The sequence below is a fragment of the Streptomyces humicola genome (genome assembly GCF_024436035.1).
GTDB lineage: Bacteria > Actinomycetota > Actinomycetes > Streptomycetales > Streptomycetaceae > Streptantibioticus_B > Streptantibioticus_B humicola.
The window spans coordinates 66,162-83,231 of the sequence record NZ_JANFNG010000017.1 but is presented as its reverse complement, the minus strand read 5'-3'; the positions used below and the strand labels follow the sequence as shown (position 1 = coordinate 83,231).

Here is a 17,070-nt window from a genome sequence, read left to right as displayed (position 1 = left end):
CGCGGCGGGCCGGGCCTCATGGCGCTCCCTCCTCCGGTCCACGGGCGCCGCCCGCAGTGCCGGGCCGCCCGGTGCGCCCGCTCCGCCGGTGCCGTCGCCGTCCGGAGGGCCGGCCCTCCGGACGACCGTCCGCGACCGGACGTCCGGCGGGACCCGTAGCGGGCGTGGGGCGGGCGTCAGCGCCGGGCAGCGGGCGCGGTGATCGCCTGGCTCGCCTGCAGCGTTCCTCCCGCAAGCTGCGGCGCAGCGGCTCCGGGTCGAGTCCGTGGTTGCACGCCTGGTGAAGGAGTTTGGCGAAGGTGTAATCGGGGTCTGCGTCGAGTGCCCGGCCAAAGGCGACCCGCGCGGCAGGCTCGTCGCCGAGTGACCAGGAGACCCAGCCTGCGAGGGTGAGCGGGGGCGCGGCGTGGTCGGTGTAGGCACCGACGCAGCGCCGGGCAAGGGCTCGCCACAGCCGGAGTGCGGCAGCGGCGTCGGGTTCCTCCATCCACTCCGCCACCCGGTCCCGTGCTCCGCGGTCCTGAAGGCCGAGGATGAGAGCAGCTGCCTCGTCATCGGTGATCAACTCGTCGTCGGCATCGTCCGCCGGGCGTCCGGCGCACACGGGGGCGTCGCGGAACCGCTCCATTGCGGAAGAGGCCAGGGCGATGGTCTGCTCGCGCAGAGCGTCGGACTCGGGTGCGGCGAGCAGGCGCGGCAGGAGTTCGGCGCATGCCGCGTCGAGTGCCCGTTCCTGGCCCGCTGCCCGCTCCGCCCCGAGGGGGGCCAGGCGTGCCTCCATCTCGCGGAGGGAGCCGCGGACTTGAATTCCGGCGTACGCGGCTGCGGCCGCCATCACGGAGGTGCCCTCGCGGGTGAGCTGCCCGCCGTCGGGCGGGCAGCAGTCGGTGTCCGGACAGCAGTAGGACCACCAGCGCCCCGCACTGATGCACAGTGCCTCGACCACGGGGACGTCCAGTGAGCCGCACGCGGTGCGCAGATGCTGGGCGAGCGGCCGGAGGCGCTCCATTGTCTGTAGGGGCGTCTCGTTGCCGAGCGGGTCCTGACACAGATACACCGCGATGGCGTCGGGCCGGCCGCGGCGGCCGGCGCCCTGGATGAGGCAGTCCGCGAGCTGCGCGGCCACGTCGGGCCACTCGGCGGCGTCGGCGGGGATGCCGAGGCGCAGGCGGCCGCCGAAGCGGCCGCGCGCCCCGTGCAGAGCGATCATGACGATGCTGTCGTCGGGGTGGAAGCCCATCAGATACGGGAGCGCCTCGGCCAGGTCGGCAGGGCCGTGGAGGGTGACCTGCGTCTCCTCCGACGGGCGTGAGGGACGCGAGGAACGTGAGGAATCGGTGTGCTGAGTCATGGCGACAAGATCCCGCGCCCGATCGGGCGGCGTCACCCCCTGTGGATAACTGCCGAATATCGTCATATGAACTGAAGGTCGCCCGGTCACTCGATCGAAGGACACGTTGTCCACAGGCGTTCGGGGTCGGTTCGCCCGATGTCACTGGCATCAGGTTGCATGGGGGCATGAACGAACCACTGCGCTCCGCTGCCGACACCGTCCTCGGCCGTCTCGTCGGCGACGACACCGGTACGGCGCGGCTGCGCGAGGACCAGTGGCGGGCGATCGAGGCGCTCGTCTCCCGGCGACGTCGCGCACTGGTGGTGCAGCGCACCGGCTGGGGCAAGTCCGCGGTGTACTTCGTGGCCACGGCGCTGCTGCGCGAGCAGGGCAGTGGTCCGACGGTGATCGTCTCACCTCTGCTGGCGTTGATGCGCAACCAGATCGAGGCCGCCCGGCGCGCCGGAATCCGCGCCCACACCATCAACTCGGCCAACACGGAGGAGTGGGACGAAGTGCAGGCCGAGGTGGCGGCGGGTGACGTCGATGTGCTGCTGGTCAGCCCTGAGCGGCTGAACAATCCGGATTTCCGTGACGGGGTGCTCCCCAAGCTCGCCGCGACGACGGGCTTGCTGGTCGTCGACGAGGCGCACTGCATCTCCGACTGGGGACACGATTTCCGGCCCGACTACCGGCGGTTGCGCACCATGCTCGCCGAACTCCCGCCCGGCACCCCGGTGCTGGCCACGACGGCCACGGCGAACGCACGGGTGACCGCCGACATCGCCGAACAACTCGGAACAGTGGCGCCCGATGGCGAGCGCCCCGACGTAGAAGGAGCGCTCGTGCTGCGCGGCCCTCTGGACCGCGAAAGCCTGGCACTGAGCGTCCTGCGGCTTCCCGACGCCGCGCACCGGCTGGCCTGGCTCGCCGAACACCTCGGCGCCCTTCCGGGATCGGGCATCATCTACACCCTCACCGTCGCCGCCGCGGAGGAAGTGGCCGCCTTCCTGCGCCGCCGCGGTTACTCCGTCGCGTCGTACTCGGGGAAGACCGAGGACGCCGACCGGCGGGCCGCCGAGGCCGATCTGCTGGCGAACCGGGTGAAGGCGCTGGTGGCCACCTCGGCACTGGGGATGGGGTTCGACAAGCCCGACCTCGGGTTCGTGGTGCACGTCGGCTCCCCGTCGTCGCCGATCGCGTACTACCAGCAAGTTGGCCGGGCGGGACGCGGTGTGGAACATGCGGAGGTGCTGCTTCTGCCCGGCCGCGAGGACGAGGCGATCTGGCGCTACTTCGCCTCCCTGGCGTTCCCTGCGGAAGATCAAGTGCGCCGTACGTTGAGCGTGTTGGCCGAGTCCGAACGGCCGATGTCCCTTCCCGCGCTCGAAGCCCGCGTGGAGCTGCGGCGCTCGCGCCTGGAGACCATGCTCAAGGTGCTCGACGTGGACGGTGCCGTGCGCCGCGTGCGAGGCGGCTGGACAGCAACCGGCCGTCCATGGAACTACGACGCGGAACGCTATGCGTGGGTCGCGCGCCAGCGCGAGGCGGAGCAGCAGTCCATGCGCGAATACGCCACGTCGACGGTGTGCAGGATGGAGTACCTCCGACTCCAGCTGGACGACGAACAGGCCGCGCCCTGCGGCCGGTGCGACAACTGCTCCGGGTCCCGGTTCCCCGCCGACGTCTCGGGCGACGCACTCGACGCGGCCCGTTCGGCGCTCGGCAGGGCGGGCATCGAGGTGGAACCTCGCCGGATGTGGCCGACCGGCATGCCCGCGGTGGGTGTCGATCTCAAGGGCCGTATCCCGCCCGGCGAACAGGCGCTCACCGGGCGGGCGCTGGGCAGACTCTCCGACATCGGCTGGGGCAACCGGCTGCGGCCGCTGTTCGCCGATGGTGCACCCGACGGCGATGTGCCGCGCGAGGTGGCGGACGCCGTAGTGCAGGTGCTCGCCGACTGGGCCAAGGGACCCGGCGGATGGGCCGGCGCGGATCCCGGGGCTCCGCCCCGGCCGGCCGGCGTCGTCACGATCGCCTCACACACCAGGCCCCGGCTGATCGAATCGCTCGGGGAGCACATCGCGGAGGTCGGACGCATACCGGTGCTGGGCCGGGTCGGCTACGCGGACGGGGCGGGACCCGAGCGGGCGGCGCGCAGCAACAGCGCCCAAAGGCTTCGCGCATTGCACGACGTGTTCACGGTCCCGGCCGAATTGGCCCATAGTCTCACCACGGCAGGGGGTCCGGTGCTGCTGGTGGACGATGTCGTGAGCACCGGCTGGACTCTTGCCGTCGCCGCTCGCCTGCTGCTGTGTTCCGGAGCGGAGGGGGTGCTGCCCATGGTGCTGGCCGTCGAAAGCTGACCACGGATCCGCGTATGCGCCACGGGAACGGAATCAGAAGGATCTAACCGGCGGACCGGCCCATACCGGCCGTGTGGAGCCAATTGCTCGTTGCCGCATGTCCGTACGGGAGGAAGAATTGGACCCGATCCCCGGCCGGCTCATCGAGCCTCGTCACAGGCGTGCACCCGTGCCGCGCCATCGAGCGTTTGCGCGAAGGGAGGACCGTGACTTTCGGTTTCGCCCCGCAGACGAGCAGCGCGGCCGCCTCCCGTCTCACGAGAATCCTCGGGCCGGACGAGTGGGCGGCGTCCTCGATACCCCTGCTGCACAACCCGCGCGAAGTCGTCAACGATCTCTTCGCCCGCCACCTCCCGTCGCCGGCCACCGCCGTGGTCGCTGTCTTCGCCCCGGACGGAAGGCCCGCTGCCAGCGCGTCGTTCGCGCAGCGGCCAGGCACCTCCGACGGATGGGAGCACCGCAACGCGATCCTCGCCCATCTGCGCCGCGTGCTCCCCCACGATCTGCGGCTGCGGACGCCGGTGCGGACGGCAGTGCTGCTCATGTGCCGCGACGGCGCTCCGGAGTGGACCGAGGCCGACGGTGCCTGGATGTGGGGGCTCCGGGACGCGTGCTCACTGCACGGACTGCGCTGCGGTGCGTACATCACGCTCACGCCAGGCGGTTGGCGGGTCCTCGGCGATGGCCGCGAAGGTCGCACACCGCACACCGGATCCTGGTCACGACGCGACCGCGAGGGTGCGTTGGTGCACTCCGATGACGGAGCGCCGGAGGCGGTGCGACGCCACACGGCGCGCTGAGACGCCACACGGCGCGCTGACGGGACGGCGGGCGACCCGCGACCGCACCGCTGCGCCGCCCCCACTCGGAGCTCGGGCTCAGAGGAGGGTGCGCAACCGCTCGGGATCGCCGCACACGACCAGCAGCGCCCCGGCACGTCCCATGGCTGCGGGCAGTGCGCGAGCGGACTCCTCATCGGTGCCGCCGTTGACCGCGAGCACCACGGCGGGGCGCTTGGCGACGCGTCCGGAGGTGGCCGACGCATAGAAGACGTCGCTGCCCTCGTCCTGCTGGCGCCAGTAGGACTCCTCCCCGAACGACAGCTCGTGCTGCGCCCACGGATGGATGTCGCCGGTCGTCAGTACCAGGATGTCGGACGGGGCCCGTCCGGAGTCCAGCAGCACATCGACCGCCTCGTCGGCAGCCGTGACGGCGGTGGCGTCCGTGGCCGGGACGAGCTGGATCTGGACGTCCGCATCCGCGGGACGTGCCTGCGCCGGCACGCCCGAGGCGGCAGGTGCACCGGGCCGGGCCGACCCAGGGCGACCGGGCGAGGGATGAGTACGTGCCGCGCGCGGCGGGGCCGGGCGCGGGGCGGGTCGGGGACCAGGAGCCGGAACGGGACGGGGGGCCTGCGGAGTTCGGGTTCCCCCCGCTGTGGCGCGCGGGCCCGGGACACTCTCGTGAATCTGTGGCTCCTCGGGGATGAGAGGCATGGTGAGTTGTCTATCAAATGCGCTGCACGGACGCAGCGGCGGGTGGGTCGAAAACGTACCGGTCAAAAATCGAACCCCAACTGCTCGATCTCCTCCGCCACGTCGGCGGATGCGCGGATCTTCCTCAGGTGGCGCCACCGCGGCAGCGCATCGAGGTAGGCCCAGGACAACCGGTGGTACGGGGTGGGACCCCACTCCTCCAGAGCGGCGCGATGCACCGGCGAAGGGTACCCCGCGTTGGAGTCGAATCCGAACGCGGTGTGATGAGCCCCCAGTTCGGCCATGAACGCATCGCGGTGCACCTTGGCAATCACGGAGGCGGCAGCGACCGAGACGCACGACTGATCGCCCTTGATCACAGTGCGCACACTCCAAGGAGCGCCGAGATAGTCGTGCTTGCCGTCGAGGATCACGGCATCGGGACGAACCGACAGCCCCGCAAGCGCGCGCTCCGCCGCAAGGCGCAAGGCGGCCGTCATGCCGAGTTCGTCGATCTCCTCCGGCGAGGCGTGGCCCAAGGCATGATCGCTCACCCAGGTGAGGAGCTGCCCGGCGAGTGCCGTACGGCGAGGGACGGGCAGCAGCTTCGAATCGGTGAGGCCCTCGGGCGGTCGGCGCAGACCGGTGACAGCGGCGCACACAGTGACCGGCCCCGCCCATGCTCCGCGGCCGACTTCGTCAACGCCTGCAACGATCTTCGCTCCGAGAGTGGCTCGGATCGACCGCTCGACCTGGTGAGTAGGAGGTTCGTAGGGCATGGCGCTGTCAGCGTACGCCTGCGTCCCTCCGGGCTGCACCGGCCCTGCCCTCTCCGGCAGGACTCCGCGGAAGCCAGCCCGGCAGCGGTTCGGTGCGGCGTTCCCACTCGGCGGGGGGAGCGCCCGAAGGCCGCGCCGCCAGAACGCCCCCGACGATGGCGCACGTGGTGTCGACGTCGCCCCCCGCACGTGCCGTCGACCAGAACGCGCGCTCGTAGTCGTCGAGATGCCGCGCCACGGCCCACAGCGCGAACGGCACGGTGTCGTGCGCACTGGTACGGCGGCCACAGCCGAGCACCGCGGCCACCGTGCCCACATCCGCGTAGTCGAGCATGTCGCTCGCTCGGCGCAGCCCGGCCTGGACAGCACTGCGCGGCACGAGTTCCATCACGGCGGTCAGCAGCTCCGCCGGGGCCTTGGGCCCTTGTGGGTCGGCGACGAGGGCGGCGGCAGCCGCCACGGCCATGGTGCCGACCACCGCCTCACGGTGCTGGTGGGTGGTGTACGCAGAGATCTCGGCCTGATGCGTTGCCTGCTCCGGGTCACCCGCATACCAGGCACCGAGCGGGGCGATCCGCATGGCAGCGCCATTGCCCCACGATCCCTGTCCGTTGAAGAAGCCCGCCGCCAGCTCCCGCCAGTCCCGGCCCTCGTGCCGGATCGCCCTGAGCATCCGGTCGACGTTGGCACCGTAGCCGCGGCTCACGTCATGGTGCTCGGCGAAGGACATGGCAAGGGCATCCTGGTCGATCCGGCCGTGCACCACGAGACCCGCCACGACCGAAGTGGCCATCTCGGTGTCGTCGGTCCACCGCCAGGGAGCGGTCGGCAGTCCGCCGCTCTTGAGGGCCGCGTAATTGGCGGGAACGGAGAACTGGGAGCCGAGCGCATCGCCCACGGACAGGCCTCGCAGGCTGGCGAGAGCCCGGTCGTAGCGCTCGGGAAGGTCGGGATCAACGGTCATGGCGACGGAAACTCTGACATCACCCCCCATCCGGGTCAATCATCCTGTGCGCAAACTCACCGCCTGCTCTTTCGCGCCGGCCCTGCCCGCCCCTACACAGAGGCCGACGCCGGACGGTGCCGCGCTCCGCCGTCCACCGGCAGGACGACACCGGTGACGAACGTGGCCTCGATCAGGTAGCCGATGGCATCGGCGACATCGCCGGCGCGACCGACCCGGCCGGCCGGGGCGCTGGCGGCGTAGGCGTCGAACGTCTGCTGCCGCGCGTCGGCATCCAGCCAGTCCCACCAGGGCGTGTCGATGATGCCGGGCGAGACGGCGTTGACGCGGGTGGGCGCAAGCTCCACGGCGAGCACGGGGATCATCGCCTCCACCGCGGCATTGACGGCCGCGAGCCCCGCCGTGCCCGGTATCGCCGCTCCCGCAGACCCCGCCGAGACGAAGGTGAGGGAACCGCCGGGGCGCAACACCTCAAGGGCGGCCTGCGCCGCTACCGACTGCGCAACGAGCTTGCCCTCCGCGGCCGCCCGCAGATCGGACGCTGCGATGGACCGGAACGGCCCGGCGGCGCTCGCGCCCGTCACCGTCACCACCACGTGATCCACCGCGCCGAGCCGGCCGAACAGGCCGCGCATCGCCGCATCGTCCCGCGCGTCCACGACCTCACCCGTCGCACCGGCCCCTGCCTGCTCCAACTCCTTCAGGGCCGCGGTCAGCCTGCCCGGATCCCGCCCCGTGACGACGACCTCCCTGCCCCGGCGCAGCTGCCGCTCCGCCGCTGCCAAACCGATACCCGAGGTACCGCCGACGACCACCACATGCTCGGCACGTTCGGCCCGTTCGGCCCGTTCGGGCCGTTCGCCCAGCTGTGCGCTCATCGTCCGCTCCGTCCGCTCACCATTACGAACCACCGTGACTCGTTAAAGGTATCCGAGGCACCGTGTCTTGTAAAGTGGGTTCCATGACGGAGACGGCAGGGCGCGGCAGGCCGCGCAGCGAGACGGCCCGCGCGGCGATCCTCGACGCCGCACTCGAGCTGTGCCAGCGCGACGGCTACCAGGCCCTGACCATCAAGGGCATCGCAGAGAAGGCAGGCGTCGGCCGGCAGACCGTCTACCGCTGGTGGCCCACGAAGGAAGCGGTACTTATGGAGGCCCTGCGCGACCTCGCCCTTCGCGAGGCCGCCCGCCTCCAACCCGACAGCGGCGACACCCTGCGCGATGTCCGCACCCTGCTGGAGGCGACCTTCGCGCTCGTCCAACGCCTCACCGGCGAGGCGATCGTCGGCCTCATGGCCGAATCGCAGCACGACCCCGAGCTCTCGTCCCGGCTCCAGGCCACCGTGATCGGTCCCCGCCGAACCGCGCTGCGCGACCTGCTCGCCCGGGGCGTCGAACGCGGCGACCTCAGCGACGACGACATCGCACTCGACCTCGCCGTCGACTTCTGCTTCGGCACCATGTGGTACCGCCTGATGGGCCGCCACGCGCCGGTGGACGCCGCACTCGCCGGACAACTGACGGCCGCCCTGCGCCGGATGCTCGCCCCGGCCGACGACGACGCGCGCCACCTCACGCGCTGACTCGGCCCGTCAGGAGCCGGCGCGCTGGGCCGCCCCGTAGGCGCGGTCACCCAGCGGCGCGGCCGCGAGGAACTCCTCGAATCCCCGCCGCCCCATCCTGTCCCCCGGAACCAGCAGCGCGCCCTCCCGCACCGCCCTGATCGCCGCGCCCGGCACAGGCACCTCGACGACCGGCCGCCGCCTGCCCTTTGCCCGCAGCACCGCACGTACCGCCTCGGCCAACCGCCACTCGGCTGGACCGCCCAGGTCCGGCGCACGGCCCGCCGGCTCTCCCACCGCCAGCTCCGCCACGCGCACTGCCACGTCCCCGACGTCCACCGGCTGCAGCACCACACCCGACGGCACCGGGACCACCGGCAACCGCCCCACCTGCTGCCCGATCACAAGCACCAAGTCGTGGAACTGGGTCGCCCGCAACACCGTCCACGGCAGTCCGGAGCGCTCCACCAACCGCTCGACCTCGAGCTTCGCCCGGTAGTAGCCGAACGGCACTTTGTCGATCCCGACGATCGACACATACAGCACGTGCGGGGAACCGGCCTTCCGCGCTGCCGCGAGCAGATGGCGCGCACCCGTGACGTCGTTCTTCCACCGGCGCGGGTCGCTCGCACAGTGCACCACCGTGCCGACCCCGTCCAGCGCGGCGTCGAGCCCCGTCCCCTCGGCCAGATCACCGACCGCCCACTCCGCCTTCTCCGGCACCCGGGCGTCGGCCCACCGCAGGCGCCGGCTCAGCACCCGCACCGGGCGACCGCCCTCCGCCAGCCGCTGCACCACCCGGGCGCCCAGCACCCCCGTACCACCCGTCACCAGAATCGTGTCCCGCATCGTGTCCATCGCCGTCGCATCCCTCCGACGCTCAGACCGTCCACGCCTGCACAACGTCCACGATCTCACCCGCCACCGACACCACGTCCCCGTCGAGCCCCGCCCGCTGCTCCAGACGCCCGATCGACTCGCCCCGGTACTTCCCACGCTCGTTGGCGGAGTCCCACATCGACAGCACCAGGAATTCGCTCCCCGCGCCCTCCGCGAAGATCCCCCGCAACATCCCCGGCGATCCCGCCATGGCCGGGTTCCACACCTTCTCCTGCGCCACCATGAAGTGCTCCACCTGCCCGGGACGCACACGGCAATGCGCGGCGCGCAGCACATCGGCGTCCGAGAAATGCGCCGTGAAGCCGACCTTCACCTCCTGGCGCTGCTCGAAGAGGCGCACATCGGCGCGGTCGTACGTGCCCGCCTGGACCATGGCGAGCGCGTCATGCGGCCCGGCCATGAACATGTCGTAGTACGCACGGTTCTCCCAAAAGCAGAACACGTGGGCCTCGTCGGGCCGCTCACGCCCCCACCCGCCGCCCTGCCCCCGGAAACCGGGCTCGCCCAACAGGGCCTTCCACGCGAGCTGCCCCTGCTCGAAGCGCATTGGGTCCAGCACCCGGCAGCGCATCCACTTCACCAGCACCGCGCCATCGTAGAGCCGCTCGCGGCGCTCTCCATGCCCGTGGACCGATGACGACGAGGCGGGGCACGGACCCGAAAGTCCATGCCCCGCCTCAACATTCACCCGTCAGAGTGAAAGCCAGATGATCAGCTGCAACCGCTCGTGGAACCGCACCCCTCGCAGACGTAGCAGCTGCCCGCGCGGCGCATCTTCGTACCGCAGGAGAAGCACAGCGGTGCGTCGGCGCTCATGCCGAGCTGGATCTCGGCGAGTTCCGTGGAGGTGTGCGCCTCCTTCGGAGCCGGGACGGCCGCCACCACCTCGGGCTTCGCCGCCGGTGCCTGCTTCGGCGGCTCGATGTGGCGCGGCGCCGACTGGGCCAGGCCCTCGACGTCGACCTCGACATCGTCGACCGACGGCTCGTACGAACCGGTGTCGAGGTGGCGCTGGCGCTCCTCCGCGGAGTGGATGCCGAGCGCCGAGCGGGTCTCGAACGGCAGGAAGTCCAGCGCAAGACGGCGGAAGATGTAGTCGACGATGGACTGGGCCATCCGCACGTCCGGGTCGTCCGTGAGACCGGCCGGCTCGAAGCGCATGTTGGTGAACTTCGAGACGTACGTCTCCAGCGGAACGCCGTACTGCATGCCCACCGAGACCGCGATGGAGAAGGCGTCCATCATGCCCGCGAGGGTCGAACCCTGCTTGGACATCTTCAGGAAGACCTCGCCCAGACCGTCGTCCGGGTAGGAGTTGGCCGTCATGTAGCCCTCGGCGCCGCCCACCGTGAAGGACGTGGTGATGCCGGGGCGGCCCTTCGGCAGGCGCCTGCGGACCGGGCGGTATTCGACGATCTTCTCGGCCGGAGCCGCGGTCGTGGCCGGGGCCGCCTCTTCCGCGGCCTTCTCCTCCTTCTTCTTCGCCGACAGCGGCTGACCGACCTTGCAGTTGTCGCGGTAGATCGCCAGCGCCTTCAGACCGAGCTTCCAGCCCTGGAAGTAGATCTCCTCGATCTCCTCGACGGTGGCGCTCTCGGGCACGTTGCAGGTCTTGGAGATCGCGCCCGACAGGAACGGCTGCGTCGCCGCCATCATGCGGACGTGGCCCATCGCCGAGATGGCCCGCTCGCCCATCGCGCAGTCGAAGACCTCGTAGTGCTCCGGCTTCAGTCCGGGGGCGTTGATGACGTTGCCGTGGTCGGCGATGTGGGCGACGATCGCCTCGACCTGCTCCGGCTGGTAGCCGAGCCGCTTGAGCGCCTTCGGGACGGTGTTGTTGACGATCTGCATCGAGCCGCCGCCGACGAGCTTCTTGAACTTGACCAGCGCCAGGTCCGGCTCGATACCAGTGGTGTCGCAGTCCATCATCAGGCCGATGGTGCCGGTCGGGGCGAGCACCGAGGCCTGGGCGTTGCGGAAACCGTTCTTCTCGCCGAGGCGGATGACGTCCTGCCACGCCTCGGTGGCCGCGGCCCAGACGGGAGTGTCCAGGTCGTCCATGCGCTTGGCGGCTGCGTTGGCGTCGGCGTGCTGCTTCATGACGCGCTTGTGGGCGGTCGCGTTGCGGGCGTAGCCGTCGTACGGGCCGACGACCGCCGCCAGTTCGGCGGAGCGCTTGTACGACGTGCCGGTCATCAGCGAGGTGATGGCTCCCGCGAGGGCACGGCCGCCGTCGCTGTCGTAGGCGTGACCGGTGGCCATCAGCAGGGCGCCGAGGTTGGCGTACCCGATGCCGAGCTGGCGGAAGGCGCGCGTGGTGTCGCCGATCTTCTGGGTCGGGAAGTCGGCGAAGCAGATGGAGATGTCCATCGCGGTGATGACCAGCTCGACGACCTTGGCGAACCGCTCGGCGTCGAAACTCTGATTCCCCTGGTCGTCGTCGCGCAGGAACTTCATCAGGTTCAACGAGGCGAGGTTGCACGAGGAGTTGTCCAGGTGCATGTACTCGCTGCAGGGGTTGGAGGCGGTGATGCGGCCGCTCTCCGGCGAGGTGTGCCAGTGGTTGATCGTGTCGTCGTACTGAATGCCCGGGTCGGCGCAGGCCCAAGCAGCCTCGGCCATCTTGCGGAACAGCTCCTTGGCCTCGACCTCCTCGATGACCTCGCCGGTCAGGCGGGCGCGCAGGCCGAACTTCTCGCCCTTCTCGACCGCCCGCATGAACTCGTCGTTGACCCGCACCGAGTTGTTCGCGTTCTGGTACTGGACGGAGGTGATGTCCTCGCCGCCCAGGTCCATGTCGAATCCGGCGTCGCGCAGGGCGCGGATCTTCTCCTCCTCCTTCACCTTGGTCTCGATGAAGGCCTCGACGTCCGGGTGGTCGACGTCCAGGACGACCATCTTGGCGGCGCGGCGGGTGGCGCCGCCGGACTTGATCGTGCCGGCGGAGGCGTCGGCGCCGCGCATGAAGGAGACCGGTCCGGAGGCGTTGCCGCCGGAGGAGAGGAGTTCCTTGGAGGAGCGGATGCGGGAGAGGTTGAGGCCGGCCCCCGAGCCGCCCTTGAAGATCATGCCTTCTTCCTTGTACCAGTCGAGGATCGACTCCATGGAGTCGTCGACGGAGAGGATGAAGCACGCGGAGACCTGCTGCGGCTGGGCGGTGCCGACGTTGAACCAGACCGGGGAGTTGAAGCTGAAGATCTGGTGCAGGAGCGCATAGGCGAGCTCGTGCTCGAAGATCTCGGCGTCGGCCGGGGAGGCGAAGTAACCGTTCTCCTCGCCCGCCTTGCGGTAGGTCCTGACCACACGGTCGATGAGCTGCTTCAGGCTGTTCTCGCGCTGCGGAGAGCCCACTGCACCGCGGAAGTACTTGCTGGTGACGATGTTGACCGCATTGACCGACCAGAAGTCGGGGAATTCGACGCCTCGCTGCTCGAAGTTGATCGAGCCGTCGCGCCAGTTGGTCATGACGACGTCACGGCGCTCCCAGGCCACCTCGTCGTACGGGTGGATGCCCGGGGTGGTGTGGATGCGCTCCATACGCAGCCCCTTTCCGGCACCCGCGGCCTTGGCCGTCTTCGCGCCGTTGCCGCTCTTGGAGCGAGAGCCACGCGCCGGGCCGCTCGTCGTCTCTGTCATGCCGCCTCCCTATACGGGCAAAACGCCCTGAAGTGCCGCGGTTCTTCCCGCCGCACGGTGTTGTCTGCCGCCTCGGCGTACCTGGCCTCGGCAAGTCCATGTCGTTCTGTCGTCGGGCGCGGTTCCTGCCGCCGCGCCCCGCCGGTCACCCTGCGCTGCGGGTGTCGGCGGTCTGCCGCCCTTGGGGGCCCGGGGCGCGGGGGACTCCGGCGCCTTCGGCAGCGGGGGCGGCCCCGCGGAGCTCCGTGATGGCTGTCTCGAAGTCCTCGAGCGAGTCGAAGGCCCGGTAGACCGAGGCGAAGCGGAGATAGGCGACAAGGTCGAGATCCTGCAGCGGGCCGAGTATCGCCAGCCCCACGTCGTGGGTGGACAGCTCGGCGCTGCCGGTGGCCCGTACCGCCTCCTCGACGCGCTGCCCGAGTTGGGCGAGTGCGTCCTCGGAGACCGGGCGGCCCTGACAGGCCTTCCGCACCCCGGCGATGACCTTGTCACGGCTGAAGGGTTCGGTCACTCCGCTGCGCTTGATCACCATCAGCGACGCCGTCTCCACCGTCGTGAAACGGCGCCCGCAGTCGGGACACTGGCGACGTCGGCGGATCGAGGTGCCGTCGTCGGTGGTACGGCTGTCCACGACGCGGCTGTCGGGGTGCCTGCAGAAGGGGCAGTGCATGTCTTTCCCTCCTCACCCTCTGTGCACGCGCACAATTGCGGCGCGGCATGGAAACGTCGCCTCATGCGCCTCACAGGCCTCACGAAGCAGCCACAAGCATAGGCGATGCCAGGAGCAACGGAGCCCCGGGGACCACAACTTCTGGGTGGCTACTTCCAATGAAACCACTAGATCTGGGGCCTGGGTGCGAGGCGCGCGAACTGCGTGTCGTGTCGGCCGTTCGCCTCGAACACCCTCCGGGCGATCCCTGAGTGCGGCTGCGAGCCTACGCGAGGTGGCGGTACGGTGTGTGCGGACCCCCGGGCGTCACCGTGGGTCACCACTCGGCAACGGTGGAGTGCCAGCCAATACACCCAATATCTTGATCATGTCACCGGATTCGCGAAAGTTCACTCGAACGTGTGTTTGGCGCAACCTTTCGAAACCAACTACCGTTGTCTCGCTAGGGAGAACATCTCGAGAGGGGCCGCCGTGACCACCACCGCAGACAGCGCGACCATCACCGCACATGACCGCTCCCAGGACCGCCGGAATCAGGAACGGCTGCAGCCCAGTGCCATGCCCATGGACGCGATGAACGACGAGACGACGAAGCCCGCACGATCGCTGCCCGGCCGGCCGCCGGGAATTCGCGCGGACAGCTCAGGCCTCACCGACCGCCAGCGTCGCGTCATCGAAGTCATCCGGGATTCGGTCCAGCGGCGGGGATACCCGCCGTCCATGCGGGAGATCGGACAGGCGGTCGGGCTGTCGTCCACCTCCTCCGTCGCGCACCAGCTGATGGCGCTGGAGCGCAAGGGCTTCCTGCGTCGCGACCCGCACCGCCCGCGCGCCTATGAGGTGCGCGCCTCGGACACCCCCCACACGCAGCCCACCGACACCACGGGCAAGCCGTCCGCGTCGTATGTGCCGCTGGTGGGCCGGATCGCCGCGGGCGGGCCGATCCTCGCGGAGGAGTCCGTCGAGGACGTCTTCCCGCTCCCGCGTCAACTGGTCGGCGACGGCGAGCTGTTCGTGCTCAAGGTGGTCGGCGACTCGATGATCGAGGCCGCCATCTGCGACGGAGACTGGGTGACCGTGCGCCGTCAGCCCGTCGCGGAGAACGGCGACATCGTCGCCGCGATGCTCGACGGCGAAGCGACGGTCAAGCGCTTCAAGCGGGAGAACGGCCATGTGTGGCTGCTCCCGCACAACTCCGCGTACCAGCCCATCCCCGGCGACGAGGCGACGATCCTCGGCAAGGTCGTAGCAGTACTGCGAAGGGTCTGAGCGCCCCTGCCAGGCGGACCCCGGAGCCCCTGCGCCGGTTCCGGGGTCCTGACGTCTGCGGATGACGCAGACGTCTGCGTGAGCCGACGTTAACGGGCGTCGGCTGCCGCTGCGATGGCGGCGAGCGACTTGCGCACCTGATTGCGGTCGACCGTGTACCAGAACGGCGGCATCGAGGCCCGCAGGAAGCTGCCGTACCGTGCCGTCGCCAGCCGGGGGTCGAGGACGGCGACCACCCCGCGGTCGTCCGTCGAACGGATGAGCCGTCCCGCCCCCTGTGCCATCAGCAGCGCCGCATGCGTCGCCGCGACCGCCATGAAGCCGTTGCCACCGTGCTCCTCGACGGCCTTCTGGCGGGCGCTCATCAGGGGATCGTCCGGCCGCGGGAACGGAATCCGGTCCATCACCACCAGCTGGCAGTTTGACCCCGGGACGTCCACGCCCTGCCAGAGAGACAAGGTGCCGAACAGGCAGGTTCGCGCCGATTCGGCGAAGGCTCGGATCAGCTCGCCGAGCGTCTCCTCTCCCTGCAGGAGGACCGGCATGTCGAGCCTGCCGCGCATCGCCTCCGCCGCTGCCTGGGCGGCGCGCATCGAGGAGAACAGGCCCAGAGTGCGCCCGCCCGCCGCCTCGACCAGCTCCGCGAGCTCGTCCAGCATGTCGTCGCGGCTGCCCTCACGGCCGGGCTGGCGCAGGTGCCTGGCGACGTAGAGGATGCCCTGCTTGGGGTAGTCGAACGGCGAGCCGACGTCGATGCCCCGCCACGCGGGCAGCTCCTCCCCCTCGGCCGGCTCGGCGTCCTGCGGGGCCAGCCCGAGCGAGGCCGCCACCCCGTTGAAGTCACCGCCCAGCCTGAGCGTCGCCGAGGTCAGTACCACCGACCGCTCGGCGAACAACTTCTCCCGCAGCAGCCCGGAGACCGAGAGCGGCGCGACGCGCAGCGAGGCGCCGAAGCGGTCATGGCGCTCGCACCAGATCACGTCGTACTCATTGGTCTGCAGCAGCCGCTCGGCCACCGCGTGCACATTCTCGATCGAGGCGAGGGCCTGCTTGCGTACGGCGTCCTCGTCCGTCACCGACTTGTCCCGCACCTCGCCCAGGGAGGTGATCACCTGGCGGCAGGCGTCGCGCAGCGCGGCGAGCACATACGCCAGATCCTCCGGAACCGTCTCAAGCCGGCCGGGCAGCGCGAGCTCCATCAGCCGCTCGAAGCCCTCCGAGGCGCTGAGCAGCGCATCGGCAGCCTTCTCGTTGACGAGTCTGGCCGAGCGCTTCACGGCCCGGTTCACCGCGCCCGGCGTCAGCTCCCCGGTGGCGACGCCGGTGACCCGCGAGACCAGCTCGTGGGCCTCGTCGACGATCAGCACCTCGTGGCTGGGGAGCACGGGCGCGCCCTCGATGGCGTCGATCGCCAGCAGCGCGTGATTGGTCACGACGACGTCGGCGAGTTTGGCGCGCTCGCGGGCGGCCTCGGCGAAGCACTCCGCGCCGTACGGGCACTTGCTCGCGCCCAGGCACTCGCGGGAGCTGACCGAGACCTGCGCCCAGGCACGGTCGGAGACGCCGGGGCTGAGCGCGTCGCGGTCGCCGGTCTCCGCCTCGTCCGCCCAGTCGCGCAGCCGCAGCAGATCCTTGCCGAGCTTGCTCGTCGGCCCACCCATTTGCTCCATCGGGTCGAAGAGGCCGTCCTCTTCGTCACCCGGCACCCCTTCGTGCAGCCGGTGAAGGCACAGATAGTTGGAGCGGCCCTTGAGCGTCGCGTACTGCGGCTCGCGGCGCAGCAGGGGCCTGAGCGCCTCGACCGTGCGCGGCAGGTCCCGTTCGATGAGCTGCCGCTGCAGGGCGAGGGTCGCGGTGGCGACGACCACGCGCTCGCCGTGCGCCAGGGCCGGGACGAGGTAGCCGAGCGATTTTCCGGTGCCTGTGCCCGCCTGAACGAGCAGGTGGGAGGTGTCGTCGATGGCGGTCGCGACCGCCTCGGCCATCGAGACCTGGCCGGGCCGTTCGACACCGCCGACAGCGGTGACAGCGGCGTGGAGGAGTTCGGTGAGGGCGGGCTTGCTCATAGGGGACCCACCCTACGTCGCGCCACTGACAGCGGGTGGCCGAAGGCGGCG

At 70.5% G+C, this 17,070-nt stretch carries 14 protein-coding genes; 4 read left to right on the top strand and 10 right to left on the bottom strand.

Going from position 1 to position 17,070, the window contains the following annotated elements; translation table 11 throughout:
- Nucleotides 1-16: 16 nt before the first annotated feature.
- Nucleotides 17-1,351 carry a DUF4192 domain-containing protein gene (locus NGB36_RS20940; protein ID WP_255921884.1) on the bottom strand — a complete coding sequence of 445 codons (1,335 nt, stop codon included), beginning with the start codon at nt 1,349-1,351 and terminating at the stop codon, nt 17-19.
- Between the two features lie 167 nt (nt 1,352-1,518).
- On the opposite strand from NGB36_RS20940, the gene NGB36_RS20935 reads away from it, so the two are divergent.
- Nucleotides 1,519-3,699: a RecQ family ATP-dependent DNA helicase gene (locus NGB36_RS20935; RefSeq protein WP_255921883.1), complete on the top strand. Its 2,181-nt coding sequence runs from the start codon at nt 1,519-1,521 to the stop codon at nt 3,697-3,699.
- A gap of 206 nt (nt 3,700-3,905) precedes the next feature.
- Complete coding sequence (locus NGB36_RS20930; protein ID WP_255921882.1) at nt 3,906-4,499, top strand: hypothetical protein; 594 nt, start codon at nt 3,906-3,908, stop codon at nt 4,497-4,499.
- A gap of 78 nt (nt 4,500-4,577) precedes the next feature.
- Here NGB36_RS20930 and NGB36_RS20925 read toward each other — a convergent pair whose 3' ends face one another.
- The 4 genes from NGB36_RS20925 to NGB36_RS20910 all read right to left on the bottom strand — a co-directional run bounded on the left by NGB36_RS20925 (nt 4,578) and on the right by NGB36_RS20910 (nt 7,795).
- The gene (locus tag NGB36_RS20925) at nt 4,578-4,982 is read right to left on the bottom strand and encodes a hypothetical protein (protein WP_308288894.1); all 405 of its coding nucleotides are present in this window, start codon (nt 4,980-4,982) and stop codon (nt 4,578-4,580) included.
- A gap of 275 nt (nt 4,983-5,257) precedes the next feature.
- Nucleotides 5,258-5,953, bottom strand: a complete 696-nt coding sequence (gene rnhB / locus NGB36_RS20920) for a ribonuclease HII (RefSeq protein ID WP_255921880.1) — start codon at nt 5,951-5,953, stop codon at nt 5,258-5,260.
- A 7-nt stretch (nt 5,954-5,960) separates the two neighbouring features.
- On the bottom strand, nt 5,961-6,917 hold the full coding sequence (locus NGB36_RS20915) for an ADP-ribosylglycohydrolase family protein (protein WP_255921879.1): 957 nt from the start codon (nt 6,915-6,917) through the stop codon (nt 5,961-5,963).
- 92 nt (nt 6,918-7,009) lie between these two features.
- Complete coding sequence (locus NGB36_RS20910) at nt 7,010-7,795, bottom strand: SDR family oxidoreductase (RefSeq protein WP_255921878.1); 786 nt, start codon at nt 7,793-7,795, stop codon at nt 7,010-7,012.
- 83 nt (nt 7,796-7,878) lie between these two features.
- Between NGB36_RS20910 and NGB36_RS20905 the strand changes: the two genes are divergently transcribed.
- Nucleotides 7,879-8,499: a TetR/AcrR family transcriptional regulator gene (locus NGB36_RS20905; protein ID WP_255921877.1), complete on the top strand. Its 621-nt coding sequence runs from the start codon at nt 7,879-7,881 to the stop codon at nt 8,497-8,499.
- A 9-nt stretch (nt 8,500-8,508) separates the two neighbouring features.
- Here the strand turns inward: NGB36_RS20905 and NGB36_RS20900 are convergent, their stop codons facing one another.
- The 4 genes from NGB36_RS20900 to nrdR form a co-directional block, all read right to left on the bottom strand.
- On the bottom strand, nt 8,509-9,327 hold the full coding sequence (locus tag NGB36_RS20900; protein WP_255921944.1) for an SDR family oxidoreductase: 819 nt from the start codon (nt 9,325-9,327) through the stop codon (nt 8,509-8,511).
- Nucleotides 9,328-9,358: 31 nt separating this feature from the next.
- Nucleotides 9,359-9,964 (bottom strand): DUF4937 domain-containing protein, encoded by a 606-nt coding sequence (locus NGB36_RS20895; protein ID WP_255921876.1) that lies wholly within the window; start codon nt 9,962-9,964, stop codon nt 9,359-9,361.
- 125 nt (nt 9,965-10,089) lie between these two features.
- A complete protein-coding gene (locus tag NGB36_RS20890; protein ID WP_255921875.1) occupies nt 10,090-13,014 on the bottom strand; it encodes a vitamin B12-dependent ribonucleotide reductase in 2,925 nt (974 codons plus the stop codon).
- Between the two features lie 145 nt (nt 13,015-13,159).
- Complete coding sequence (nrdR, locus tag NGB36_RS20885; protein ID WP_255921874.1) at nt 13,160-13,684, bottom strand: transcriptional regulator NrdR; 525 nt, start codon at nt 13,682-13,684, stop codon at nt 13,160-13,162.
- 471 nt (nt 13,685-14,155) lie between these two features.
- Here nrdR and lexA point away from each other — a divergent pair, with 471 nt between their 5' ends.
- Nucleotides 14,156-14,953: a transcriptional repressor LexA gene (gene lexA / locus NGB36_RS20880; RefSeq protein WP_255921873.1), complete on the top strand. Its 798-nt coding sequence runs from the start codon at nt 14,156-14,158 to the stop codon at nt 14,951-14,953.
- An 89-nt stretch (nt 14,954-15,042) separates the two neighbouring features.
- Here lexA and NGB36_RS20875 read toward each other — a convergent pair whose 3' ends face one another.
- Complete coding sequence (locus tag NGB36_RS20875) at nt 15,043-17,019, bottom strand: ATP-dependent DNA helicase (protein WP_255921872.1); 1,977 nt, start codon at nt 17,017-17,019, stop codon at nt 15,043-15,045.
- Between the last annotated feature and the right edge of the window lie 51 nt (nt 17,020-17,070).

Excerpts from the sequence above, each read along its gene's own strand:
- NGB36_RS20940 (WP_255921884.1), bottom strand. The coding sequence starts at position 1,351 with ATGACTCAGCACACCGATTCCTCACGTTCCTCGCGTCCCTCACGCCCG.
- NGB36_RS20935 (WP_255921883.1), top strand. The coding sequence starts at position 1,519 with ATGAACGAACCACTGCGCTCCGCTGCCGACACCGTCCTCGGCCGTCTC.
- rnhB (WP_255921880.1), bottom strand. The coding sequence starts at position 5,953 with ATGCCCTACGAACCTCCTACTCACCAGGTCGAGCGGTCGATCCGAGCC.
- NGB36_RS20915 (WP_255921879.1), bottom strand. The coding sequence starts at position 6,917 with ATGACCGTTGATCCCGACCTTCCCGAGCGCTACGACCGGGCTCTCGCC.
- NGB36_RS20910 (WP_255921878.1), bottom strand. The coding sequence starts at position 7,795 with ATGAGCGCACAGCTGGGCGAACGGCCCGAACGGGCCGAACGGGCCGAA.
- NGB36_RS20905 (WP_255921877.1), top strand. The coding sequence starts at position 7,879 with ATGACGGAGACGGCAGGGCGCGGCAGGCCGCGCAGCGAGACGGCCCGC.
- NGB36_RS20900 (WP_255921944.1), bottom strand. The coding sequence starts at position 9,327 with ATGCGGGACACGATTCTGGTGACGGGTGGTACGGGGGTGCTGGGCGCC.
- NGB36_RS20890 (WP_255921875.1), bottom strand. The coding sequence starts at position 13,014 with ATGACAGAGACGACGAGCGGCCCGGCGCGTGGCTCTCGCTCCAAGAGC.
- nrdR (WP_255921874.1), bottom strand. The coding sequence starts at position 13,684 with ATGCACTGCCCCTTCTGCAGGCACCCCGACAGCCGCGTCGTGGACAGC.
- NGB36_RS20875 (WP_255921872.1), bottom strand. The coding sequence starts at position 17,019 with ATGAGCAAGCCCGCCCTCACCGAACTCCTCCACGCCGCTGTCACCGCT.